We start from the raw sequence: 25,453 nt of genomic DNA, 5'->3' as shown, positions 1-25,453 counted from the left end.
TATGCATTGCTGTCATGGTTCTTTTGTTCTATACTATCTATATTAAAGCACAGGCACACCTTTTTTAAGGTATGCGGCATAATTTTTTTCTATCTGTGCTGTATTTTCTATCTCCTGCATTCCCTGCGAAAGTCCGTCAAAATAAAGCTGAACGCACTTATCGGTAAGCTGGATATATTCAACGATAGCCGCCGCTATCTGATCGTCCGAAAGCTCGTCTGCGGCTGGCGAATAGAAATCTCTCACATACTTTCCGTCCGCCGCCTTTGCGGGAACTCCCTTCGTGAACAGCTTGGCAAGATACTTGCTTTCTATCTTATACCATATATCGAAAAAGCTTTCCGCCGCACTTATAAGCTGTGTGCTTTGAGTTCTGAACTGAACTTTAAGTCTGCCGACCTTTCCGCCGAAATTGCGGCTGAGTTCGATGCTGTATCTCAGTGTCGGCTTATATTTATATCGTATAGGACTTTTCAGTGAGATCATAGCGTCCGACGGCTGAGCAAGAAACTGAAACCTCGGATCAGCAAGCTGCTGGATAGCTGAAAAAATGCCCCTCATTCTCATTTCCGGTGTTTGCAAGCTGACACGCTCCGCCAATATCTGATTTATAAGATTTGAACGGCTTGTGTTCATGGAATAAGCCATTCGGTCTATTGCGTCCACTACCTCGTCCGCAAGCACTATACTGTAAACACTTTTGTTCATTTTATTTCACCTCTTCATCGGGTAACTCCTGTTCTTTTTCATTGTTTACATTATACCACCGATTATATAACTTGTCAATAGGATTATATAATTTTAATCACGAATTATATATTTACACAACCTTAAATTTCTTTTGATATCCCAATTTGTACAAATTTACAAAATATACATTGAATCGCACAATATATGATGATAAAATATAAGCTGTTTAATGTTTTTAATGAATTTTTATTGAAAGTATAGGAATGGGGAATAAGATTTGACAGTTATAATAATGATGCTGAGCGTGGTCGCTTGTTATACTATTTGCTCACTCAGCGACAAATATGCGGTCAGCACCGCAAAATTCAACGGAAGTGAAGTAACGTTCCTTATGGCGGCGGCAACATCATTTTTTATGCTTTTCTGCCTGCCTTTTCAGGATCTGAGCTTTAAATTCTGTTTTCAATCTTTTCTCGCTATCGGACTGATAGCAACGTCAAAGATGCTTGAATTTCAGATGGGCGCAAGAGTACTTGAAGAGCTTTCCGCCTTTGAAGTCAAGGCATGGCTCGGCATAACCCTTTTCGTTTCATACATAACGGACATAATCTACGGCGCATCTCCCAGCATACTCAGATTTTTATTTATCGCAGTAACGGTCGCAGGTCTTGTGCTTATTGCACAGTCGGGCAGAAAAGAGAGCATAAACTACAAGAAGATAATTCTCCCGCTTATAGTTTATCTCGGTGTAAAATACGGCTACGGACTTGTGATAAAAGCTTTTACGCCTTACATTTCCTCAACTATGCAGCTTTTCTGGGCGCTGATAATACTCACGATAATACTTATCCCCAGCGCAAAGCCTGTGGAGATATTCCGCAAGAACAAAAAGGGTATGGCTGTTGTAGTCTTGACAAAGATACCGAACGTTGCAGGTCTGCTTCTTGAAAATGCCGTTATTTCCATAAGCCTTGCAAATTACTCCTTTATCCAGCCGATGATACTTATTGCCCTGTTCGCTATCGGTCTTGCAAGGCACGAGAAATATTCAAAACTCAGTCTTGCAGGCAGCATAATTTGTATCGCAGGCATAGTAGGTTTTCAGTTAGCAGGTATCCTTTAAAGCACAAAAAGGGACTGCGTTTGCAGTCCCTTGAAATTTACTATATTGTACTATATTGCTTTTATTATTCCTGTATAGCCTTGAATGCCTCTTCAAGATCGAAGATGATATCGTCGATATGCTCAGTACCGATAGAAAGTCTGATAGTGTTAGGATAAATACCCTGTGCAGCCTGTTCCTCTGCGTTAAGCTCTGCGTGTGTAGTAGATGCAGGGTGGATAACGAGCGACTTAACGTCTGCTACGTTAGCAAGGAGTGAGAACAGCTTGAGGTTGTCGATGAACTTCTGTGCTGTCTTGTCGTCGCCCTTGATCTCGAATGTGAAGATAGAGCCGCCGCCGTTAGGGAAATACTTCTTGTAAAGGCGCTGCTGCTCAGGATCTTCTGAGATAGATGGGTGGTGAACCTTTTCAACAAGCGGATTTTCGTTAAGATACTTTACTACCTTCAGTGCGTTCTCAACGTGTCTTTCAACTCTGAGTGAGAGTGTTTCAAGTCCCTGAAGGAAGATGAAAGCGTGGAGAGGTGAAAGTGTTGCGCCTGTATCTCTGAGGAGGATAGCTCTTATTCTTGTAACGAATGCGGCAGGGCCTGCTGCATCAGCAAAGCTTATTCCGTGATAGCTTGGGTTTGGCTCTGTGAGCTGTGGGAACTTGCCGGAAGCCTTCCAGTCAAAGTTTCCTCCGTCTACGATAACGCCGCCGATAGTTGTGCCGTGACCGCCGATGAACTTTGTTGCAGAATGAACAACGATATCTGCGCCGTACTCGATAGGTCTTACAAGGTAAGGAGTAGCAAATGTGCTGTCAACGATAAGAGGGATCTTATGTGCGTGAGCGATCTTTGCGATAGCCTCGATATCAACTACGTCAGAGTTTGGATTTCCGAGAGTTTCGATGTAGAGAGCCTTTGTGTTGTCCTTTATAGCCTTTTCAAAGTTGCTTGGATCAAGCGGATCAACGAATGTTGTTGTTACGCCGTAATCAACGAGAGTGTGAGCGAGGAGGTTATATGTACCGCCGTAGATGTTCTGAGCGGCAACGATATGATCGCCTGCGAGAGCAACGTTCTGGATAGCGTATGTAACAGCAGCTGCACCAGATGAAACTGCAAGAGCTGCAACGCCGCCCTCAAGCTTAGCTATTCTCTGCTCGAAGATATCCTCAGTTGGGTTTGTAAGTCTGCCGTAGATATTTCCTGCATCTCTAAGAGCAAATCTGTCGGCAGCGTGCTGAGAATTATGGAAAACGAATGATGATGTCTGATAGATCGGAACTGCTCTTGCGTCTGTTACAGGGTCAGCATTTTCCTGACCAACGTGGAGCTGAAGTGTTTCAAACTTATAGTTTCTTTCATTTATTGTACTCATTTTAAATTACCTCTTTCATTATTATATGATATCAAATTTTCTTCTATTTTTTGTTTTCAAGTTATTCAGATCTTGTTCAGCAAACTGTGCATCTACACATTCGCATATCATTACAGCTGCACATTCGTGAGCTTTTCAAAAACTTAAGGCTGGCACATTTAAAACTTTTGGTCATTTTTAAATCCATTCCTTTCATAGTTTTTTGAATCAAATCCTTTAAATTTCTGCTTTTGATTTAATTCTTATTATTCCTAGATAAATACTAGGTTTATTGCTGTGAGTTTATAATATCACAAATTTACCCTCCTGTCAACACTTTTTAGGATATTTGTTGATTTTGACACCAAGAGCCTTGTATACAGCCGTTTTATTGTGATTTTGCACAAACGCATACATATAATACAAAAAATGCAGGAGAATTTACCTCCTGCATTTTTATGGTCAGCACCGCATAAAGCCGTTTATATTTTCTATTTTACTATTTTTACCCCAATGCCACGTCAAGTATCATCATCAGCACAAAGCCTGCCATTACACCGATAGTTCCAACACTTGACCTGCCGAGGTGAGCTTCGGGGATAAGTTCTTCGACCACCACATAAAGCATTGCCCCTGCGGCGAACGCAAGCAGCCATGGGAGAATGACCTGCACCGTGCCTGCTATCAGAACAGTCAGTATGCCGAATACAGGCTCGACTAACCCCGACGCTGCTCCGCAGAGAAAAGCTTTCCCTCTGCCTGCACCAGACTGCCGCACAGGCATTGCTATGGCTGCGCCCTCAGGGAAGTTCTGTATTCCCATTCCCACCGCCAATGCGATAGCGGACGCAAGCAGCACGGAATTGTTGTCCTGTGCCGCCAAAGCAAACGCAAGACCTACCGCCATTCCCTCGGGGATATTATGGAGAGTTATGGCGAACACAAGCATAGCGGAATGTTTCAATCCCTTTTTTACGCCCTCCTGTCGGTCTGGCTCAGGGTGAAAATACGGCATAAGCTTGTCGAGTCCCATTAGGAATATCACTCCAAGGGCAAAACCTCCTGCTGCAGGTATCCAGCCTATCTTGCCAAGCTTTTCAGCCGCATCAATGGCAGGGATAAGCAGACTCCATACTGACGCAGCGATCATTACCCCTGCCGCAAAGCCTAAAAATGCTTTCTGAGTAGTTTCGCTGCCGTCCTTTTTCATAAAAAATACAACGGACGCTCCGAGAACGGTCATAAGAAAGGTGAAGCCTGTTCCTCCCGCCGCCCACATTAATCCTGTAAGATCTGTCATAGATAATATGTCCTTTCGTTTTTCTGACTTTACAGCCTATGTGTATCAGGCTCTGATATCATACTATGACAGTATCTGAAAAATGTTAAAGCGGACAGCTGAAAATATCTCAGCCGTCCGCTTATGTATCGCATATTATTTGATGAGCCATTCGCCGTTAAGGAAGTACAGTCTGTTTCTTATCCAGTCAAGGAGCTTGTCCGCACTCTCCGTTGCCCATTCGTCAGTTTTGTTGAGGTCATTTTTATACTTTTCAAGATATGCGACCTCTTCATCTATGCAGCCCTGCAAAGCATTATCCGCTTTGAGCGCTGTCCATTTTTCCTTTACGCAGTTTACAAACCAATCCTGTTTCATAAGTATAATGAACCAAGGGTTTGATCTGTCGCCGTTCTGATCTACAAAGCTCTGATCTGCAAAAGTCGCTGCGTGGTACTGTTCTGTGCTGTCATTGTATGCCCAGTTGAAATCCCATGGTGATGTGAATTTCAGCTTAGGGCATTTGCTGTCCTTTGAAAAATCCACGCACATAAAGAAACTTCCCTCGCCGCAGTCATAGTCATGAACTATCTCATACAGCATATAAACGTCAACCACCGACTGTATATCCATGACCGCACTGACGGTTTCCTCCGCTGTGGTAAAGCTGCTTTCTTTCAGATCATAATTTTCATCGAACTCATAGAATTTTCCGTTCTCGCAAGCCTCATAGACTATCTTGAAAAGGTTGTTCATATACTTGTCTATGAAGTCTATCTGATTTTGAGTATAAAGATCGTTTTTGATAGAATAATCCGCAGGGACAAACTGTCTTTTCGTTCCCTCAAGGTCGGTAACAGTTGCCTGCTCATAATCCATTGTTATATAATGGTTGGTCTCCTCTCTGTCAGCATAGTTGTCAAGTTCAAGATAATATCCTATATCATTGCCTGTGTATCCTTCCTCAGGCTCGGAGATATCAACTCTTGAAGAATTTATCTGACTCTGCTCGCAAAGGAGATAGATGCCCTTAAATTCCTCATTTACATAAACGTGAACAAGCTGAGCGTCAGAGCAGAAATTATCATCGCCCTGCATAATGCGTCTGCCGAAACGGAAAGCAATATCATTTCTTATAAGATCCCAGTCGGATTTCAGCAGCACCCAGCTTCTGCACTCTGCGCCGTCATTCAATCCGAGCATATTAGTCTTTTTATCGAACTTTATACGGTATGGCACTTGATTATGCAGTATCTGATTTACGTCGCCGTAATATGCGCTGGAATTTCCCCTTACCTTTATGCCTGCCGACGCCTCGTCAATATCTGCTCCGTCAGTATTGAAAACATCTACCACGCAGGAAACGTATTTTTCAAGACTGACGATATCCTCGTCATTCGTAGTTATGCTTATGACAGGGATCTGCGTTTTCTCCTTGACGGAATTTTTGAAATCTTCCTTTTCCGCCTTGTCCATACCAAAGCTTTCATAACTTACGGGCGTTTCGTTTATCACCTGCTTTTCCCCAACAGGCAGGGTGACTATCGGCTCTTTCTCAGGCTCGGAGCTTACAGCAGAGCTGTTTTCCGCTGTCTTTGAACTTTTGGAGCTGCTGTCGGTCTTTTCCGAACAGCCGCACAAAGCCGTCATACACATTACCAGAGCGGCAGTCAAAGCCGCCAGCCTTTTTGCATTATCAAAATTCTTCATACTAAAACCTCTTGTACCTTTTGGTAAAAAAATAAGCGGCTTCGCAGAAACGAAACCGCTTATGTATTTACATATTATCAGATTAGAAATCAACTTCTGTATCGTAGTAGCAGCACTTAAGAAGCTTTTCCATCTCTTCCTGTGAAGGCTGACGTGGGTTTGAGCCTGTGCAAGCGTCTGCGATAGCGTTCTTAGCGATCTCAGGGAGTCTTTCAAGGAATACTTCCTCAGGAACGAAGCCCTGCTCTGTTGGATAGCTGTCTGCGCCATAGTTCTTGATGCAGTGTGGGATATTCAGCTTATCGTTCATTCCACGAACGAATTCGATAAGGAGCTTTACCTTCTCGTCATCATTTGCGCCGCCGAGGTGCATATAGTCAGCGATAACGCCGTATCTCTTCTTAGCTGTTTCGTCCTTAGCATTGAACTCGATTACCTTTGGCAGATACATAGCGTTTGCAGCGCCGTGGATAATGTGTGCGCCGTAGTCAGCAAAAGCTGCACCTGTCTTGTGAGCCATTGAGTGAACGATACCAAGCAGTGCGTTTGAGAATGCCATACCTGCAAGACACTGAGCGTCATGCATTCTGTCTCTTGCGCCCATATCGCCGTTGTAAGAATCAACAAGATCCTTCTGGATCATTTCGATAGCGTGGATAGCGAGAGGATCTGTGTATGCACAGTTAGCTGTTGATACATAAGCTTCGATAGCGTGTGTAAGAGCGTCCATACCAGTGTGGGCTGTAAGCTTCTGAGGCATTGTTTCTGCAAGATCAGGGTCAACGATAGCTACGTCAGGTGTGATCTCGAAGTCAGCGATAGGATACTTTATACCCTTATCATAGTCTGTGATGATAGAGAATGCTGTTACCTCAGTAGCAGTACCTGAAGTTGAAGAAATAGCGCAGAAGTGTGCTTTCTTTCTCAGCTCTGGGATACCGAATACCTTACACATATCTTCAAATGTGCAGTCAGGATACTCATACTTGATCCACATTGCCTTTGCAGCGTCGATAGGTGAGCCGCCGCCCATTGCTACGATCCAGTCAGGCTCATAATCAAGCATTACCTTTGCACCGTTCATTACTGTTGTTACTGATGGGTCAGGCTCAACACCTTCGAGGAGCTTAACCTCCATACCTGCTTCTTTAAGATAGTCCTCAGCTCTCTGAAGAAAACCGTTTCTCTTCATTGAACCGCCGCCAACGACGATTATCGCTTTCTTGCCCTTGAAGTTCTTCAGGTTTTCCAAAGCGCCCTTTCCGTGATAAAGATCTCTTGGTAAAGTAAATCTAGCCATTGTCAAGTCCTCCTAAAATTCTGTAATAAAAAATCTCTTGTTTTTTAAAAGATCAGCCGCAGGCAGATATGTAATTCTATTGTAAAATCTGCACATTGGTTTTGACCTTTTACTAAAAATTATTATACAAAACGTCGATGAACGATTAGAGCATATTTTATTAATATTTTGTTAAATCACTAAATATACATAACATATATCCTTTATGAATTGGAAAAAGGCATAAAGATTTCTACATTGTTTAGTGCATTATACACAAGCGTGCTGATTTACAGGCTTTTTCTTATGTTCAAAACGTCTTTCCGCTGAATTTTTCGGCAGAATAATTTGTTCATAAATTAAACTTGTGAAATCTCTTTCGGAACTTTGTCGCAAATTGCATATATTAGTTAAGCTAAATTAAGTCATTGCTACGAAAGTGTGATATTCTATTGACTTATTTTTGGATATAGTGTATAATTAATAAGTAAATATTATTATGGAACAGCTTATTCATATTTATATGGTTTTATATGTTCCGAAAGGAGTCAGATATATGACAATAAAAGACGCAAAACAGCAGATCCTTAATGCCATAAAAGCTTATCTTATCAAAGATGAGTTCGGCGAATACAGGATCAGCATTGAGCATCAGCGCCCTGTATTTCTTCTCGGTGCGCCTGGTATCGGCAAGACCGCTATCATGGAGCAGATCGCTCAGGAAACAGGTATCAACCTTGTCAGCTACTCTATGGCACACCAGACAAGAGAAACGTCCATGGGTCTTCCTGTAATTGTTACAAGAAACTTTGTCGGTGCAGATGTTCAGGTTTCTGAATATACAATGAGTGAGATCATCGCAAACCTTTATAATACAATGGAAGCTACCGGCATCAAGGAAGGTATCCTCTTCCTCGATGAGATCAACTGCGTTTCCGAAACTCTTGCACCTATCATGCTCCAGTTCCTTCAGTACAAGATCTTCGGTCTTCATCAGATCCCGCCGGGATGGGTCCTCGTTACCGCAGGTAACCCGCCTGAGTTCAACAAGTCTGTAAACGAGTTCGATATCGTTACATGGGACCGTTTCAAGAAGGTCGAGTGTCAGCCTGACTTCGGCGTATGGAAGGAATATGCTTACTACGGCGGAGTTCACCCTGCTATCATCGCTTATCTTGAGCTTCATCCGGATCACTACTACGAGATCGACGCAAGGGACAGACACAACTACAAGATCGTAACTGCCAGAGCATGGGAAGACCTCTCTGAGATGATGCAGCTTTATGAAGAGGACAGTATCCCTGTAACTCTCGAACTCATCGGTCAGTATCTTCAGGATCCTGATATCAGCGGCGGATTCTTTGCTTTCTATGAAAAGTTCAACGCATTCAGAGAGATCTATGATCCAGAGGCTATCCTCGACGGTCAGATCACTCAGCAGGCTGTTGACAGAGCCGCTCAGGCTGATACAGAAGAGGCTATCGCACTCCTCAACCTGCTTATGGACGGCGTTACATACACAATGAGAACATGCATACAGATGGAAAAGATGATAAGACTTATCCACCCTAAGCTGGAAGATGTTCTCATTAAGATCAACGCAGGACTTTCCTGCCGTCAGGTAATTTCCGAGCATATCATGGAAACTCAGAAGAACCTCGACAAGGCTATAAGAGCGAGAATAATCTCACCTTCAAACAAGAAGATACAACACTGGATAATCCACAACCTCGAAGCTTACCTTGACAAGTGTACCAACGAGGGAAGAGATAACAGACAGAGATGCACTATCATCATTCAGAATGCATTCACTAACCTGCTCAACGGTGCAAAGAACGTTACAAATCAGTCCCTTATCGGAATGAAGAATATGTTCACATTCATTGAGGCTGCTTACGGCGGCGACAGCAACGTTATGAAAAAACTCCTTGCTGAACTTACTGTAAACTGCCACACCACCGACTTCATCAAGAAGTACGGCTCTGAGGAGTTCTACAAGTTTGCAGGTCAGCCGGCACAGCCGCCGACATACAACAATATGTATGAGCTTAATCTTACAGACTGCCTGCTCCAGAGCGGAGAGGAATAATAAAAATACAGAAGAGGTCCCTGCGTGGGACCTCTTCTGTAATATGGGGAACTAAGCGTATACGCTTACAAATAGTACGTTTGGCATCAAAAAATCTACTTAATTGAAAGGAGATCAGCTATGAAAGTTAGAAGAAATCTTTTTATCACTATTGCAGGCATTTTTGCTTTAGCGGCTTTATCCTCATGCGGTGCGGCAGACAAACCGACTTCCGACAGCAGTTCGGCTGTTGATACGGCTAAAGACGAAAGCTCTTTCTCCGTTTCAGAAAGTTCTGAGGACATATCCGAGGCTGAAGATGTCGTATCAACGGCGGATAGTTCAGAAAACATCACCCCTATGACCTTTGATGATCTCCCCTATGGTCCTGGAGGACTTGATGAACCGCCTGCTGTGCGTCCCGCCGAAGAAAACCGAGAGGAATTTACAAGTGACGGCAGACCTGTCGTTTATTTCCGCAAGGACACAGATCAGTCCATTATATCTGAGGACGGTGCAATAAGTCAACGTTTTGAGTACGAATTAAATGAAGAAGAAAACTGCATTGACGTTACTTTCGTTACTGTCAATAACTCAGATGAGCCGTGTACCCTTTTTGAGAATTACGACAGCTGGGCATTAACGGATAAAACCGATCTTAATACCGCTTTTATACACTATACAGTATTGCATTCGCTCTCCCTTGACCCAGGTCAGACAAAAACAAAGACAGTTTCACATGAACTCCCTGATGACTGGTCGATCTTAAAGCTGGACGTTATTCTCAGCCCCGATACATTTGGCGAACTTGAATCTGCCGGCAGTGATGAATCGGATCTGATCTATGCCGATGATGTAAAAACAGTTTATTGGGGTTCAGCCTCTTTCGCAATAGAAATAACACGATAAAAACTGACAAAACAAGCAAAGCAAACAGAATAAACGCAAAAGAACCCCCGCAGATTTTCACTGCGGGGGTTCTTTTAAGGAAGTTTAGAAAAAATATATGAAGAAAAAATATGAAGTTATCTCTTTCGAGATGTTTATATAATAAACTATATTTGTGATAAACAGGTGAACATAAAACGTTAATTTAGAAAAATTGTTTTTTGTCAAATATCTACACGTTTCGGCTTAGTTCACTGACTTTTATTCAACACGGACTTTAAGCTTTATATCAAAATCTGTGACGGCATATATCTCGTCAAGGCGGTCATGATATTCAAGATAGCTTTTCGGGAAACTATGCCGCAGCAGCGTCCATATTTTGAATATATCCGTCTTATTCTCACGGAGAGCCTTGTTTTCGGCGGCGGACATAATGCTTTTCATCTTTTCGCTTACCTCGCCAGCCACCTGAACGGATTCCTCCGCCCCTCGTATATCGACGGTAGTATGTGCCACAACTGTTATTTCCACACGGTATACAAGCCTGCCGTTCTCATTTACAAGACGTATCTTTGTCTTATCTTTGGTGAGCTTGACATTTATATTTTCATCTCTGTGCTTTATCACAAGGTACCCTCTCTCAGCCTTATCGCAAAGCCAAGCCGCCCCCTGTGATTCTTCGGGAGTAAGATGATCTTCAAGAAGTCTGCCGTCCTTTATAAGTGCAGTGCCTTTAACTACTATCTGTTCGTCCTGCTGACCGCCCTGTTCACTGCCGCCGTCCTTTTCTCCACCGCTTTCGCTGCCCTCATTCTCCTGCGTTTTTGCGGCGGCTATAAGGGGCATAGGGATGTTCTGCGGCATATTTATGCAGGAGAGGAAGTCAAGCAGCTGACATTCCAGCGTTGTAGAATTTTTCACATTGATCTGAAGTATCTTTGCGGAGGCTTCCGCAGAAGTTGTTTCCCACGCTATCTGAGTGTTCATTATTTCTGCGGCGGTGGAGTCGCTCATACAAAGCTGAACTCCGAGATAGATGTTCTTGTCTTTCAGAGCAAACTGGAAAAGCTCTTCGGGGCGTGAAAAATCCATTCCCCTGCCGAAACATATTATGCGCAGATGTCCGAGAAAAACTTCCTTGCCAAGCTGATTGCTTGCGTCAACAAGCGCCTCGCTGACCGTTTTCCCCTCACAGGTTATTATCTGAACATTAGGCTGACTAACGTCAACGGGAGTATCTCCGCCTGCGCCCGACATATGAAAGACCTGCAATGTGACCTTATATCCCTTTTCCGAGCTGTCTATGCCCATAGCATGGACGATAGCACGCTGACTGATAGTTACCTCGCTGCCGAAATTTGAAAACATTACCGCCGTTATTAGGATAATCAGAAGAAAATAAATTTTTGCGTTATGACGTTTTTTCACCAGCGCTGAAACCTCCTTTCCCTGCAAAAAGCAGTGCGATCACAGGCAGTACCGCCGTCAGTGCGATAATAGCAGCGGCACTGCGGCCTGCGTGGACAAGCTTTTCCCATTTGTATGGGATAAGCATAAAAAGCGCAGCCGCCGCAGGTATCACAGCCGACACAGCAGATGATGCAAAATGTGTTGCTTTCGGGTAAATTATGCTTATGCATTTTGTGCAGCAATATATATACACAGCTAGTTTGACAACGGTTATTATTACCCACACGAACAGGAAAAGTGCGTCGTAACGCTCGATTATCTCTGTATGGGAATATGACACCAGTGAGAAGAACGGCTGCTTTGTAACGGCTGAGAAGTCGCCGATAATAACTGTGATAAAGAATATTATAAGTTCAAGAAGCACAAGCTTTGCCGTAAGGTATATCCATATTACCTTTGCAGGCGACCTTTTTTCCGTTCCTTTTTCACTGCTGCGGTTGTACTGCGGCATAAGGAAAGCAAATGTGATAAGGCTTTCGCTGCGCTGAAACTCGGCTTTTATTGACTGCCACAGAACAGAGTTCACGTTCTCCTCTGCAAGGTGGAAGTTGAAAAGGTGGAGGTCCTTCATTGATCCCCCAAGGACTATTATAGTCAGCAGCAGAAATCCTGCCCCTGCATAGACCGCCGTCTTGCCTATGATGCCTATTTTCATCTGCCCCACATATATTGCCGCAGGGATAAGGCAGGCGACAGACATTATTCTCGGAACGTTGCCTGTAAAATAATAGTCCATATAATAACCGAAATCACCTATTGTATAAAATGACGCATATATGAACCAACCGAGATAAAGCAGGGTAAATATTATCCCCAGAGTACGGTTTCTTGTGGACACCAGCGTACACGGGTTATCGTTATATTCACGCTGACAGAATATGACCGCAGGCAGAACGACAAGTCCCTGTAAAATGGTCGAGATAGCCATTCCTGTCATATAGATAAGGGGATTGCTGTAATTGTACGGAAAGTATGTCATAAGCGAAAACACTCTCGAACACAGCAGGATAGCTATAAGCTGAACAGAATTTATTTTTTTCATTGTATTTATCCCTCCTATCTCCCCTATTCACTGCCTTTCCCTTTTCTCGGCGGCTCATCAGTCTGCCTGTATTCGCCGATAGTGGAATGTTTCTGTTCATACTCTCGAAAGCTTGCACGGCTCACAACGTCTTTGACTGATGAACGGCAGAAAGGCATTATCGGCGCAGTAAATGAAACGGCAAAGTCATTCATATTGTTTACGTTAGCCATAAGCACGATTATGGCAAGGGAAAGACCGAACAATCCCCCCAGTCCGCCTGCAAGGATAAAAACTATCCTCAGCACGGAAATTGCAGGGTAAAGGCTAGGCAGAACAAAAGATGCCGTTGCGGTTATGCCGATAACGATAAGCAGCGGCGCTGAAACTATGCCGCTTTTGACCGCCGCATCTCCGATAATAAGTCCGCCAACGATAGACACTGCTCCGCCGACGGCTTTCGGCAATCTTAACCCCGCTTCACGCATTATCTCAAAAAGCACCATGAGCATAATGACTTCTAACACAAGGGGATATGGGGTCGCCTCCTCCGAGGCGGAAAGGTTCAGCAGCAATTCCATTGTAAAAATCTCAGGGTGGAACATAACGAGGGCAACGTAAAGTCCCGGAAAAGCCACCGCAAGGAAAAACGCTATATACCGCATCCAGCGTGTAAATGTGACGTAGAATGATTTCTGACAGTAATCGTCCATGGTCCTGAAATTATCCGCAAAAACCGTAGGCAGGATAAGGCAGAAGGGCGTTCCGTCCACCAGTATGCAGACCTTTCCCTCATTAAGGCAGGTGCATATCATATCTGGTCTTTCCGAACGCATAACGGAAGAGAAGATAGAATTTTCATAGCTTTCGTCTATGAACGGCTGAAGATATTCGGAAGTCATAATTGTATCGAGCTTTATCCTGCTGAGGTCTGTGCGTATGCGCCTTACTATTTCAGGACTTGCTCTGTCCGCAAGATACATTATGCAGACATCTGTGGAGGTTTTCTCTCCAAGCTGCGACATCTCAAACCGCAGGGCAGGTGTTTTCATACGTCTTCTCACGAGGGAAAGATTTGTTCTTATGGTTTCCGTAAAGCTGTCCTGTGCGGCATGGATAGTCTGCTCGCTTTTAGGGTCAGACACCGAACGCTTGTCATATCCCTGTATGCCGTAGGCGACCGCCTTGGGTATGGTATCAGTAAATATGACGGCAAAGCCTGAGAAGAGGAACTGTATAACATCGCCATAGGTGAAAAGCGTTTTTCGCTCCGCCGCCAGCAGGCTCTCCTCCGTCAGAAATTCAAATATCCTCTGAGGGGAAGTTTTCCCCTTATCGTTAAGCTGCATTATGGGGCGGAAAATAAGCTCCGACATTGCGTCCGTCGAGGTCATTCCCTCGATAGAAACAACGGCACATTCAACTCCGCCTATCCTTATGTTCATTATATTTAAATCCATTGTGTTGCCCGTTACCGCCCGCAGATCACGCATAGCCTGCATGGTATCGTCGGATATTTTTGCGTCTTTGTAATTTTTATAATCAGGTGAAAAGCTCATTTGAGGCATACCTCCGATATTGTTTTGCTGTAAGCTATTCTGCTCTGAATTGACAAAAATTATACGGACAGGCAAAAAATAAGCCTTGTGCAAAGCGAATAACTCTGCACTAGGCTTTTTATCATTATTTATATTTGAGTATTTAAGTCTTTTCAGTCTGTTCTTTACTGTTTTTCCTCTCATTTCTGTACTCAACTATCTCGCTGAGTGTACAGTAAACTACCGAGAACACAGGCACAGCCATAAACATTCCGATTATGCCGAACATATTTCCGCCCACCGTAACGGCGAAAAGCGTCCACAGGGCAGGAAGTCCCACCGAGCCGCCCACGACTTTCGGGTAGATAAGGTTTCCCTCTATCTGCTGTAGTATGAGCATAAATATCACGAAAAACACAGCCTGTTTAAAGCTTGAGGCACATATAAGGAGAAATCCCACAGCCGTACCAATAAAGGCTCCCACAATAGGGATAAGAGCCGTACAAGCCACCAGCACAGATATTATCACCGCATTCGGGAAGCCGAATATGGACATACCTATGCAGCACAGCGAACCAAGTATGACCGCCTCTGTGGTCTGTCCCGCAAGAAACTTTGCAAATATCTCAATAGTCCTGCGGCAGACCTTGCATATCCTGCTGACTATGCTTTCAGAAATGAACGCAGATGCTATCTGCTTGCTCTGACGTTTAAGCTTTTCTTTCTGCGCCAGCATATATACTGCAAAGAACATACCGAGGACGAAATTCACAACAGATGAGAATATTGCCGTGGCAATGCTTACGGTAGAATCGAGGGTCTTCATAATGACTACCCCGTCTTTGAGCCAGCTGCCTATCTTGTTGATTATGTCCTGCTGATCCAGATCTATCTTATTGAGCCATTCTGTCAGCGCCGCATTGTTGTCCACAAGCCGACGGAAATTATCCGCAAGCACAGGCAGATCAGCCGTAAGCTGAGTTACGGTCTTTATAAGGGCAGGTATGACCAGCCAGCAGACAAGCGCCACCACGCCCAGACAAAGCAGGAACGTAATGACTATTGCAAGAGGTCTGCGTATTTTGGTCATTGCCTTTTTAGCCTTTTCATTTTTCGGATCTTTGAGAAAATGCTTTTCTATGCCCGACATAGGCACATTGAGGATAAAGGCTATTACCGCTCCCAGCAGGACTGGTTTCAGCACATCTGTAACGCTGCCCAGTATTTTCAGCATAAGCTCATAGTTGAAAAGCGCCCAGAACACCACCACTCCCAATATGACAAGCAGGGCATTCTCTTTGAATTTTTTAGTTATTTTCATAATGATAATATGATATACAGGATACGATCACATATCTGTATCCTTTCTGATAGGTTAAAGCGGATATCGTTTCAGTATCAGTCGTTAAGGTCGATGCTCATGATAGGCTCGCTTACGTCCTTTCCGGCAGGAACCATTGGAAGAACGTTTATATCCTTATTGATAATAACGTCAACAAGGCAAGGCTTTCCGCAGGAGAGTGCCTTTTCAAGCATAGGCTTGATATCAGACTTCTTTGTTATCCTTACACCCTCAACACCGAAAGCGTCAGCAAGCTTCATAAGGTCTGTGCCTCTTTCGATATTGGTCTGTGAAAATCTCTTTCCGTAGAACAATCTCTGCCACTGTCTTACCATACCGAGAACGTCATTTTCAAACACAAGCTCTATCATAGGTATCTTATGCTTTGCAAGGCTTGAAAGCTCGTTGCAGTTCATAAAGAAGCTGCCGTCGCCGGCGATATTAACAACCGTTCTGTCAGGATTTCCTACCTTTGAACCCATTGCTGCACCGAAACCGTAACCCATCGTACCAAGTCCGCCGCTTGACGCAAAGCTTCTCGGCTTTCTGAAGTTATAATACTGAGCAGCCCACATCTGATGCTGACCTACCTCAGTAGTGATTATTGCACTTCCCTCTGTAAGTCTGTCAAGCTCCTCGATAACGTCCTGCGGGAGAACTTCGTCCTCGCTCTCGATAGGCACCATTCTCAGAGCATAGTCCTTCTTCCACTGCATTACCTGATCCATCCATATCTTATGCTTAAGGTCAGGAAGAAGCTCATTGAGTCTGGAAAGTATGTACTTTACGTCACCTGTAACGTGATGATATACCTCGATATTCTTGCCTATCTCGGCAGGGTCGATCTCGATATGTATGATCTTTGTGTTCTTTGCGAAAGTATTAGGATTGCAGAGAACTCTATCGGAAAATCTTGATCCGAGAACGATCATAAGGTCGCATTTGCTCAGCGCAAGAGCGGCTGTCTTTGTGCCGTGCATACCGAGCATACCGATATAATTATCTATTGTATTGTCAACTGCACACTGTCCCATAAGTGAAAGTGAAACAGGAGCGTCCACCTTTTTAACGAACTCAGCCATTTCCTCTGTTGCGTCAGCGGAAACTACGCCGCCGCCTGCATAGATGAAAGGTCTTTCAGCGTTCTTTATAAGTTCTGCGGCTGCTGCGATCTCCTCATTTATACCGTCAGGGTTGTGGTTGACGATAGGCTTAGGCTCGCACTTGTCATACTCTATCATAGCCGCTGTGATATCCTTAGGGATATCTATGAGTACAGGACCTTTTCTTCCCTCATTAGCGATATAGAAAGCCTCTCTGATTATCTCAGGCAGCTTTGCAGGATCTTTTACTATATAATTATGCTTCGTAATAGGCATTGTTATACCGCAGATATCAACTTCCTGGAAAGAATCCAGTCCCAGCAGATTGCGTGTAACGTTTCCTGTGATAGCGACCATAGGGATAGAATCCATATAAGCGGTAGCGATACCTGTAACAAGGTTAGTTGCACCAGGGCCGGAAGTAGCAAGTACAACGCCTGTTTTTCCGGTGGTTCTTGCATAGCCGTCAGCAGCATGGCAAGCGCCCTGCTCATGAGCTGTGATTATATGCCTGATCTTATCGGAATACTTGTAAATCGCATCGTAAATATTAAGCACAGCGCCGCCCGGATAACCGAAAATAGTATCTACGCCCTGCTCCAGAAGGCATTCAATAATAACATCAGAACCGTTTAATAACATAAATAACTCTCCTATTCAATACAATTTGATATTTTTCAACATTAATATATAATTATACTATAACAGCGCCGAATTGTCAAGGCAGATAATGGATATAAAACCACTGTGCCGCAGCCGTTTTATCCGCCCTTGACAATTTCCCACCTGTATAGTATACTTATTATAAAGCGGCTGAAGATATTGCCGCTTTCGATAAAAAATATCAAAAAGGAAGTAGGAACTATGAGCGGAAATATCAGAGATATTCAGGAAGAGATCCTGAGATTGAAAAAAGAAAAGGATATCTGCATCCTCGCCCACAGCTATCAGGCAAAAGAGATCGTTGAGATCGCCGATATCACGGGAGATTCATATAAACTCAGCGTTGAAGCGTCTAAGGTACAGAATAAGAACATACTTATGTGCGGCGTACATTTTATGGCAGAAACCGCAAAGATGCTTTCCCCCGACAAGAACGTATATCTTGCAAACATGAACGCAGGATGTCCTATGGCTGAACAGATGGAACCTGATATGATCGCCGCTCTCAAGGCTATGGAGCCTGACAGAAAGGTAGTTTGCTACATAAATACAACAGCAGCACTCAAGACAGTATGCGATGTATGCGTTACATCATCTTCTGCTGTAAAGATAGTAAAGAATATGGACGCTGACAAGATACTTTTCATTCCTGACTGCAATCTCGGCAGCTTTGTTCAGGAAGCCTGCCCAGATAAGGATATAAAGCTTTTGCAGGGCGGATGTCCGGTCCATGCGTCAGTAACGAAGGCTGACCTTGAAGCAGCAAAAGCTGCACACCCTAACGCAAAGGTGCTTGTTCACCCTGAGTGTATCCCAGCCGTAACAAAGCAGGCTGATTATGCAGGCTCTACATCAGGTATAATGAACTATGCGTCAGAATCAGATGCCAAGAAGTTTATCATCGGAACAGAGATATCCATAGCCGAGCATCTCCAGTACAAATTCCCTGACAAGGAATTCTACATTCTTTCAAAGAAGATACTCTGCCCGAACATGAAGATGACAACACTTATGGACGTATACAAGTCATGCAAGGGCATAGGCTGCGGCGGCGGAAACGAGATAATCATGTCCGATGAAGAGATCTCAGCTGCAAGAGTTTGCATAGACGAAATGATCCGTCTGGGCGGCTGATATTTACAAGTAATATAAGAACGAAAAAACTGCTCCTCTTTATCAGGGAACTGATGAATGGGAGCAGTTTTTGTTATGATTTTTATGACCGCAGAATGTTATATACTTGGTTGCTAGACAATATAAAACCGCCCTGCTGAAAAAGCAGGACGGTTGAAATTCGATATATCGTATGTGCATAAAATACGGTTTTCTCGGAGAGGAATTATCTCTTTGAGAACTGTGGAGCACGTCTTGCGGCTTTGAGACCGTACTTCTTTCTTTCCTTCATTCTTGGGTCACGAGTGAGGAAGCCTTCCTTCTTGAGGAGAGGTCTGAAATCATCGCTTGCCTGAAGGAGAGCTCTTGAAAGACCGTGTCTGATAGCACCAGCCTGACCTGTAACTCCGCCGCCTGTTACTGTGCAGACAATATCATACTTGTCAACTGTATCTGTTACTGCAAATGGCTGACGAACGATGAGCTTGAGTGTTTCAAGACCAAAATAATCGTCAATATCTCTGCCGTTGATTGTTACCTTACCTGTTCCCTCGTAAACACGAACACGGGCAACAGAATGCTTTCTTCTACCAGTGCCATAGAAATATGGCTTCTTTGATTCGTACATCTAAATTGCTCCTCTCTTACAGTTCGTACTTAACAGGCTTCTGTGCTGCATTGTTGTGCTCAGCGCCCTTGTAAACTCTTAATCTCTTTGCAGCTGCTCTGCCGAGTGTGTTGTTAGGGAGCATTCCCTCAACAGCGATCGTCATAGCTCTGTCAGACTGCTCAGCCATAAGCTTTGAATACTTGATCTCCTTAAGACCGCCGATCCAGCCTGTGTGCCACTTGTAAGACTTCTGCTCAAGCTTCTTGCCTGTAAGAACAGCCTTATCTGTGTTGATGATGATTACGTGATCTCCGCAGTCAGCGTGTGGTGCATAAGTTGGCTTATGCTTGCCGCGAAGAATGTGAGCTGCCTTTGCTGCAACTCTACCGAGGGACTGACCCTCAGCGTCGAGAATATACCATGTACGGGTGATGTCCCCAGCCTTAGGCATATAAGTTGACATATGATTTCCTCCAATCAAAATTTCAAAATAACTGTCCGTATCTGAAAATACGGTTTGTCCGCAAGGTCAGCATACCACTGCGGACTTCGCAACGTTCTTTATTATACACGATGTCAAGTACAAAGTCAATAGTCAAAACGCCGAATTTTAGATTATTTTTAATTTATATCCCTCTCACGCTTGATATCTCTGCATTTTTCTTCATTTCTCTTGATTTCTTATATCTCATTTCACTTTTTATTCAAATTACAGATAACCGCAAAAATCAAAGCATTTAAGAGTATCAGCAAGTATTCGGACGATATATTAAAAATTTGCCTTTGACTGAAATATCCGTTTCTCAGCTGTCTTTAAAGGAAAACAGCTCCTCAACGGTAGTACCGAAAACCTGTGCAATATCCATAGCCAGTTTGAGCGAGGGGTTATACTGCCCTTTTTCAAGGCGGATTATGGTTTCACGCCTTACGCCCACCTTTTCCGCAAGCTCACCCTGCTTCATATCAAATTTTGCACGGTACTCCTTTATTTTTGTTGTAAGTTCGGGCATTACTCGTCCTCCTCGTCAACACTGAGTTTTCCCTCTTGATGAAGAAAAAATCCGCTTTCAAGGGTCATATAACTGAACCAGAATATAAACCATACTTGATACAGTCTGTCGCTGTTTATCTTTATGGTTATACTTCCGTCCCAGAACATTGATATAAAGATCGCTACTGCTAATATTATCAAAAACACTGTTGTGATACTTTGATGTGCCTTGAGCATATTTTCTTTTGCCATTTCGTCCTCTTTGTCAACTTTCTGACAGCTTGCATACAGCCATATTACTGCAAATATCAACGATATTGCCGCAAGCACAACAAATATCACCGTCGCCCATGTTGTTTCGTCAAGCTTGTAATGTTCGACAGTATTTTCAAATATCTCCATGATAAGTATAGCAATGCCTGTTGCCATACGTTTTTTGTGATATTCTCTCAGCGTGATTTTCTTTTTTTCTTTTTTATCTTTCATTTTTATTCCTTCTCGTCCTCGTCATCTTCATTGTCAATATCGTCAAACTTGCTTTCAAAATACAGCCCTATAAAATTGTACACCGCATAACAGATCCATATCAAACCCGTTATAACATATTCATTCAGCGTTATCTTTAAGTTTCCTAAAACTTCAGAAAACAAAGTCATAACTGAAATAAACAGGCAAGCCAAGGTAAACAGGAATGATATAAATGTCTGATTGACCTTTGCCGTTGTCTGCTGAGCAAGTTCGTCGTCTGTATCTCTTTTTCCGACTGTGGAGATTATTTTCGTTATGCACACGGCTATTAACGCAAGCGTTCCCAAAGATACGATAAGATTTATCGCATTTGCAAGCGTATCTCCTTTTTCGATATCGGGAAGCACCTTTTCCATTGCCCAATAGAATATCCACATTGCTCCGCCCAAAGTGCCTAAGATACCCATAAGTCTGTAATATTTTTTGTATGATATCTTGTCTGTCTTTATCTCCGTTTTGTCCTTCATTGTTACATCTTCTTTCTTTTGTCATTTACACAGCTGTATAACAAAGTGATTTATTTATCACCTTATGTGACAATAATATCACTTTGCTCCTTGAAAGTCAATATATAAAGTGACAAATTTATCACTTTTGTATATATGCACAAATTTTTCACCTTGTTTCTCAAATTTTCTACAAAAAGCAAGACCTGAACAAACTTTGCTCAGGTCTTGCTATACTCATTTAATAATATTTAATTGACGGAAATCGAACTAAAGTGGCGGTCAAAAACTCCTCACTACGCAGGATTTGTGGCATTGGGTAAGTATTTAATTAAATTTGATGAAAGCTGGCGACCACAGGTCGCCCCTACCGAAATATCGAACCTTGTCATACCGAGATAAAGCCTATCAAACCAAAAAAGCCAATACAAGACCTCATCAAAGTTGGTTTACGTAAAAGACACATATCTGTTTCTTCCGAGCGCAAAGTAACAGACCCGACAGCAGACAGCGAGTTTACCGAGCGTCCCGAATTACCCCGTCCGGTGAGGACTGCCCCTCTTTGAAAACAGTCCGCTGGACTATTTTCAAATTCACCCTATGCGGAGCTCCTCCGTGGGGGATTTCGCTCCTGCGGGAGCGACAAGGGGACGCTGTCCCCTTTGAACCCTAGCAACCCCTTTTGTAAAAGGGGTTGATCCTAAAACTTGCTTTGTGCGTTTGAGAGTTTGTGATTGCTTTTCACTTTGTTTGGTATTTATAGTTTGGTGCAAACTTTGAAAGGCGAGGTAAGACCTAATCAACCCCCAAAAAAGCCAATACAAAACCTCATCAAATTTGGTTTTAGTAAAAGTTATATCTCGTTTTTTTCCGAGCGCAAAAGTAAAAGTTTGGACAGCAGACAGCGAGCTTGTCGAGTGTCCCGAATTACCCCGTCCGGGAGGACTCTTCCGAGCGCTAAATGAGAAAATCCGACAGAAGACAGCGAGTTTACCGAGCGTAGCGTATTACCCCGTCCGGGAGGACCGAGCCTGTTGTGGTTATTGTGATGACTTGCCATGGGATGAATTTTCCACTCTGCTGAATTGCTTTCTTTGCCGCCGCTTCAAGTCCTCCGCAGCATGGTACTTCCATACGCACGATAGTAACTTCCTTTATGTCATTGCAGCGGATTATCTCCGTCAGCTTTTCGGAATAATCTACGCTGTCAAGCTTCGGACAACCCACAAGTGTTATCCTGCCCCTTATAAAATCCCTGTGGAAATCTGCATATGCGTACGCTGTGCAGTCCGCCGCTATCAGCAGCCTTGCTCCGTCAAAATACGGTGCATTTACAGGTACAAGCTTTATCTGTACAGGCCACTGGCTGAGCTGTGACGGAATACTGCCCGACGAAACACTTTCCGCCATTGCCGCAGGCTTTTTTAAACTCCTCGCCATACTTCCGGGACAGCCGCATGGCAACGGCTTTGCTCCTGCCGCTGCTGATTTCTTTGCCTTGTTCGCAAGCACCGCCGCCTCATCATATGCCGCTGCCTCACGCTCCACAAATGTTATTGCCTCCGTCGGACAGGCTGGCAGACAATCTCCCAGTCCGTCGCAGTAATCATCACGCAGCAGCTTTGCCTTTCCGTCTACCATTCCTATTGCACCTTCGTGACAGGCATCTGCACACGCTCCGCAGCCGTTGCACTTTTCTTCGTCAATGCTGATTATTCTTCTCTTGATCTTCTTTATGTTTTCCATGTTTTGTACCTCCGTTTTATTGTGTGTTTTGAAATGTCCTCGACTTTATGTCAATATTATAATATAATTTCTTTGCAAAGTCTGTTGTAGATACAACATTTTAAAATATTTTTGATTAAACTCAAAGGAGATAAAACCCATGAATGATATATTTGTCCAAAAACTTCTGAACGAACCTCTCTTCAAAGGTCTGCCGCCCGAAAAACTTTCAGATATGCTGAACGGAGAACTTTCCCTGCGCAGAAAGGACTTTTCCAAAGGTGAGATCATCTTCCGCAGAGGTGAAAAAACAGACTGCTTCGGACTTGTGCTGTCGGGAAAAGTCATTATAGAGCGCAGCGGCTATACAGGCAGCAGGAACATTCTCTCCGCCGTTGACAGCGGACAGATCTTTGCAGAGGTTTATGCCTGTTCGGGCAGCCCCCTTATGGTCAGCGCCGCAGCGGAAACGGATTGCAGCATACTTTTTCTCAGCGTTGACAGCATACTTTGCAGCGAATGTGAAGTCATACTGAAAAATCTCCTTAATATAATGGCATCAAAAAATCTCACTCTGACACGGAAAATAAACTGCCTTACCCCGAAAACTATCCGTGGACGGCTTACGGAATATTTGTCATCTGTGTATGAAATGAAAGGCTCTGCGCAGTTTGATATCCCTTTTTCACGTCAGCAGCTTGCGGATTTTCTCAACGTTGACAGGAGCGCACTTTCCGCTGAGATAGGCAAAATGTCAGCCGAGCAGCTTATAGTTTGCCGAAAGAACCGTTTTACTCTCTGCGAAAGCTTTCTGTCTGATATGCATATGATCTGAGCCGACCGAGCAAAGAAAAAGCAGGGAGAGCATATGCCCAACCCTGCGAATGATCTGTATTGTATTATAAAATATTATTATCGTATGTTATTTGTTTTTATTATAGATTATCATAAGTCCCTTGAGCAGAAGATCGTCGTCAAGAATGATATCCCTTTTGCAAAGCGGAGTGATAACACCTGCAAGTCCGCCTGTGGCGATAACAGTGCATTTCTCTCCAAGCTCTTCCTCGATACGTTCCACAAGTCCGTCAATAGCGCAGGCATTTGAATACATTATGCCGCTCTTCATACAATCGACTGTGTTAGTTCCTATGACCTTCTTAGGCTTTTCAAAAGCTATCTTCGGCAGCTGAGCGGTGCGCATAATGAGTGCGTCCGTTGATACCGCCATACCTGTCATTATCATTCCGCCAAGATAACTGCGGTTGCTGTCGATAACTGACAAGGTCGTAGCCGTTCCCATATCTATTATTATCATCGGCGCAGGATATTCGTTTATGCCCGCTACTGCATCGACAACAAGATCGCTGCCCAGCTGAGCAGGGTTGTCTATCAGAATACTCAGTCCCGTCTTTATTCCCGGGCCGACTACCTTTACTTCAACGCCAAGATATTTCTGCACAGCAGTCCTGAACATATTTGTCACCGACGGCACTACTGATGAGATTATCGCTCCGTCAATGTCCTTTGGCTTTATGCCGTGCATTTCCATAGCCATTTTCATATTCGCTGCATATTCAAGGTCAGTTGCGGTCTGATTTGTCGATACCCTTTCTCTGAAAAGTATCTTCTCTCCGTCAAAGCAGCCGAGAACTACATTTGTGTTTCCTATATCTATTGCAAGAATCATCTTGTCATATCTCCGTTTCAGATTTATTCGGCTTTATTCTGCAGCCGCAGCCTTTGATTTAGGAGCAGGCACAAGTCTTGCCTTTGTAAGTGCAGCTCCAACAGCACCTGTTACAAGTGTTGATGAGATCCACTCTGCAACAGCGTTTATTCCAACGAAAGTGCATACGAAAAGAAAAACGTTCTTTCCAGGTGCAAGTGTTTCACGGTATCCCATTATAGGCTTTGAATTGCCGAACAGCACTATAAGGCTGGTCATGTAGAAAAGCGTGTTGAAAAATGCTGCACAGAAACCTGATACAGCTGAGTTCACCAAAGAATTCCTGCAATGCTTTCTCATAACATTGGCAATAAGACCAACGAGAAGTCCGTCAAGTATTCTCGGCACAAAGCACTGAACAACAGTGAACGCAGGGTTTACAGCAAAAAGTGCTGTTCCAAGCGCACTTCCTCCAAAGCACTGAAGAAAGCTTGTAAGACCGAAAACTCCTCCTATGATCGCTCCCCCGACAGGACCTAAAGCGACAGCTGCTATCGCAACAGGGATAGTATTGAATGTTACGGCGAGAGGTCCGATATTCAGATACCCCAAAGGTGTGTAGGCGAGAACCATGAGTACTGCCGCCATAAGACCGAGCAGTACAAGCGATTTGATTTTTTTCTGTGATTTCATAACAGAAACCTCCTTGTTATTATTCCTCATATGAGGATACAATACAATACATTTTGTATTATAACACTCTTCCGCACAAAATGCAAGCAAAAAAAACAAAAAAGATAAAGACATAACCGCACCGCTGCCCTTTGACAGCTTTGTGCGGCATTGCCTTTT

The 25,453-nt window shown here is 43.7% G+C and carries 23 protein-coding genes; 5 read left to right on the top strand and 18 right to left on the bottom strand.

Annotated features, from left to right (window positions below; translation table 11 throughout):
* Positions 1–42: 42 nt before the first annotated feature.
* Positions 43–708, bottom strand: coding sequence for a CopG family transcriptional regulator (locus tag Q0E19_RS02235; protein WP_294406826.1), 666 nt, complete (start codon positions 706–708; stop codon positions 43–45).
* Positions 709–967: 259 nt separating this feature from the next.
* Here Q0E19_RS02235 and Q0E19_RS02230 point away from each other — a divergent pair, with 259 nt between their 5' ends.
* Complete coding sequence (locus tag Q0E19_RS02230; protein ID WP_294406823.1) at positions 968–1,813, top strand: hypothetical protein; 846 nt, start codon at positions 968–970, stop codon at positions 1,811–1,813.
* Positions 1,814–1,877: 64 nt separating this feature from the next.
* Here the strand turns inward: Q0E19_RS02230 and Q0E19_RS02225 are convergent, their stop codons facing one another.
* From Q0E19_RS02225 to Q0E19_RS02210, 4 genes are all read right to left on the bottom strand, one after another.
* A complete protein-coding gene (locus Q0E19_RS02225) occupies positions 1,878–3,182 on the bottom strand; it encodes an O-acetylhomoserine aminocarboxypropyltransferase/cysteine synthase family protein (RefSeq protein ID WP_294406819.1) in 1,305 nt (434 codons plus the stop codon).
* 484 nt (positions 3,183–3,666) lie between these two features.
* Entirely contained in the window at positions 3,667–4,461 is a 795-nt protein-coding gene (locus tag Q0E19_RS02220) for a ZIP family metal transporter (protein WP_294406817.1), read from the bottom strand.
* Positions 4,462–4,596: 135 nt separating this feature from the next.
* Positions 4,597–6,150, bottom strand: coding sequence for a CotH kinase family protein (locus Q0E19_RS02215; protein WP_294406815.1), 1,554 nt, complete (start codon positions 6,148–6,150; stop codon positions 4,597–4,599).
* A gap of 82 nt (positions 6,151–6,232) precedes the next feature.
* Complete coding sequence (locus tag Q0E19_RS02210) at positions 6,233–7,450, bottom strand: iron-containing alcohol dehydrogenase (protein ID WP_294406813.1); 1,218 nt, start codon at positions 7,448–7,450, stop codon at positions 6,233–6,235.
* A 535-nt stretch (positions 7,451–7,985) separates the two neighbouring features.
* Here Q0E19_RS02210 and Q0E19_RS02205 point away from each other — a divergent pair.
* Both Q0E19_RS02205 and Q0E19_RS02200 read left to right on the top strand, forming a co-directional pair.
* On the top strand, positions 7,986–9,518 hold the full coding sequence (locus tag Q0E19_RS02205; protein WP_294406811.1) for an AAA family ATPase: 1,533 nt from the start codon (positions 7,986–7,988) through the stop codon (positions 9,516–9,518).
* Between the two features lie 120 nt (positions 9,519–9,638).
* Positions 9,639–10,406: a hypothetical protein gene (locus tag Q0E19_RS02200; protein ID WP_294406809.1), complete on the top strand. Its 768-nt coding sequence runs from the start codon at positions 9,639–9,641 to the stop codon at positions 10,404–10,406.
* Between the two features lie 240 nt (positions 10,407–10,646).
* Here Q0E19_RS02200 and Q0E19_RS02195 read toward each other — a convergent pair whose 3' ends face one another.
* The 5 genes from Q0E19_RS02195 to ilvB all read right to left on the bottom strand — a co-directional run bounded on the left by Q0E19_RS02195 (position 10,647) and on the right by ilvB (position 17,501).
* A complete protein-coding gene (locus Q0E19_RS02195; RefSeq protein ID WP_294406808.1) occupies positions 10,647–11,813 on the bottom strand; it encodes a Ger(x)C family spore germination C-terminal domain-containing protein in 1,167 nt (388 codons plus the stop codon).
* Positions 11,797–12,897, bottom strand: coding sequence for a GerAB/ArcD/ProY family transporter (locus Q0E19_RS02190; protein ID WP_294406806.1), 1,101 nt, complete (start codon positions 12,895–12,897; stop codon positions 11,797–11,799). The genes Q0E19_RS02195 and Q0E19_RS02190 overlap by 17 nt, the downstream gene beginning before the upstream one ends.
* Before the next feature lie 23 nt (positions 12,898–12,920).
* The gene (locus Q0E19_RS02185) at positions 12,921–14,435 is read right to left on the bottom strand and encodes a spore germination protein (protein ID WP_294406803.1); all 1,515 of its coding nucleotides are present in this window, start codon (positions 14,433–14,435) and stop codon (positions 12,921–12,923) included.
* A 142-nt stretch (positions 14,436–14,577) separates the two neighbouring features.
* Positions 14,578–15,735, bottom strand: a complete 1,158-nt coding sequence (locus tag Q0E19_RS02180) for an AI-2E family transporter (RefSeq protein ID WP_294406801.1) — start codon at positions 15,733–15,735, stop codon at positions 14,578–14,580.
* A 77-nt stretch (positions 15,736–15,812) separates the two neighbouring features.
* Positions 15,813–17,501, bottom strand: a complete 1,689-nt coding sequence (ilvB, locus tag Q0E19_RS02175) for a biosynthetic-type acetolactate synthase large subunit (RefSeq protein WP_294406799.1) — start codon at positions 17,499–17,501, stop codon at positions 15,813–15,815.
* A gap of 222 nt (positions 17,502–17,723) precedes the next feature.
* Here ilvB and nadA point away from each other — a divergent pair, with 222 nt between their 5' ends.
* Positions 17,724–18,656, top strand: a complete 933-nt coding sequence (gene nadA / locus Q0E19_RS02170) for a quinolinate synthase NadA (RefSeq protein ID WP_294406797.1) — start codon at positions 17,724–17,726, stop codon at positions 18,654–18,656.
* 205 nt (positions 18,657–18,861) lie between these two features.
* Here the strand turns inward: nadA and rpsI are convergent, their stop codons facing one another.
* The 6 genes from rpsI to Q0E19_RS02140 form a co-directional block, all read right to left on the bottom strand.
* Positions 18,862–19,263, bottom strand: coding sequence for a 30S ribosomal protein S9 (rpsI, locus tag Q0E19_RS02165; protein ID WP_294406796.1), 402 nt, complete (start codon positions 19,261–19,263; stop codon positions 18,862–18,864).
* Positions 19,264–19,279: 16 nt separating this feature from the next.
* On the bottom strand, positions 19,280–19,708 hold the full coding sequence (rplM, locus tag Q0E19_RS02160) for a 50S ribosomal protein L13 (RefSeq protein WP_294406794.1): 429 nt from the start codon (positions 19,706–19,708) through the stop codon (positions 19,280–19,282).
* 340 nt (positions 19,709–20,048) lie between these two features.
* A complete protein-coding gene (locus Q0E19_RS02155; RefSeq protein ID WP_294406792.1) occupies positions 20,049–20,255 on the bottom strand; it encodes a helix-turn-helix transcriptional regulator in 207 nt (68 codons plus the stop codon).
* Positions 20,255–20,722, bottom strand: a complete 468-nt coding sequence (locus tag Q0E19_RS02150; RefSeq protein ID WP_294406790.1) for a hypothetical protein — start codon at positions 20,720–20,722, stop codon at positions 20,255–20,257. The genes Q0E19_RS02155 and Q0E19_RS02150 overlap by 1 nt, the downstream gene beginning before the upstream one ends.
* Positions 20,723–20,724: 2 nt before the next feature.
* Positions 20,725–21,231 (bottom strand): hypothetical protein, encoded by a 507-nt coding sequence (locus Q0E19_RS02145; RefSeq protein ID WP_294406788.1) that lies wholly within the window; start codon positions 21,229–21,231, stop codon positions 20,725–20,727.
* Positions 21,232–22,200: 969 nt separating this feature from the next.
* On the bottom strand, positions 22,201–22,938 hold the full coding sequence (locus Q0E19_RS02140) for a 4Fe-4S binding protein (protein ID WP_294407035.1): 738 nt from the start codon (positions 22,936–22,938) through the stop codon (positions 22,201–22,203).
* Positions 22,939–23,095: 157 nt separating this feature from the next.
* Here Q0E19_RS02140 and Q0E19_RS02135 point away from each other — a divergent pair, with 157 nt between their 5' ends.
* Positions 23,096–23,770, top strand: coding sequence for a Crp/Fnr family transcriptional regulator (locus Q0E19_RS02135; protein WP_294406786.1), 675 nt, complete (start codon positions 23,096–23,098; stop codon positions 23,768–23,770).
* Positions 23,771–23,857: 87 nt separating this feature from the next.
* Here Q0E19_RS02135 and Q0E19_RS02130 read toward each other — a convergent pair whose 3' ends face one another.
* Positions 23,858–24,622, bottom strand: a complete 765-nt coding sequence (locus Q0E19_RS02130; protein WP_294406782.1) for a type III pantothenate kinase — start codon at positions 24,620–24,622, stop codon at positions 23,858–23,860.
* A 33-nt stretch (positions 24,623–24,655) separates the two neighbouring features.
* Positions 24,656–25,294: an ECF transporter S component gene (locus tag Q0E19_RS02125; protein ID WP_294406778.1), complete on the bottom strand. Its 639-nt coding sequence runs from the start codon at positions 25,292–25,294 to the stop codon at positions 24,656–24,658.
* Positions 25,295–25,453: the final 159 nt, after the last annotated feature.

It is taken from the genome of uncultured Ruminococcus sp. (genome assembly GCF_934476685.1).
In the GTDB taxonomy this organism is placed as follows: Bacteria; Bacillota; Clostridia; order Oscillospirales; family Ruminococcaceae; genus Hominimerdicola.
The sequence above is the reverse complement of the archived record's forward strand: the minus strand, read 5'-3'. Positions and strand labels throughout refer to the sequence as shown.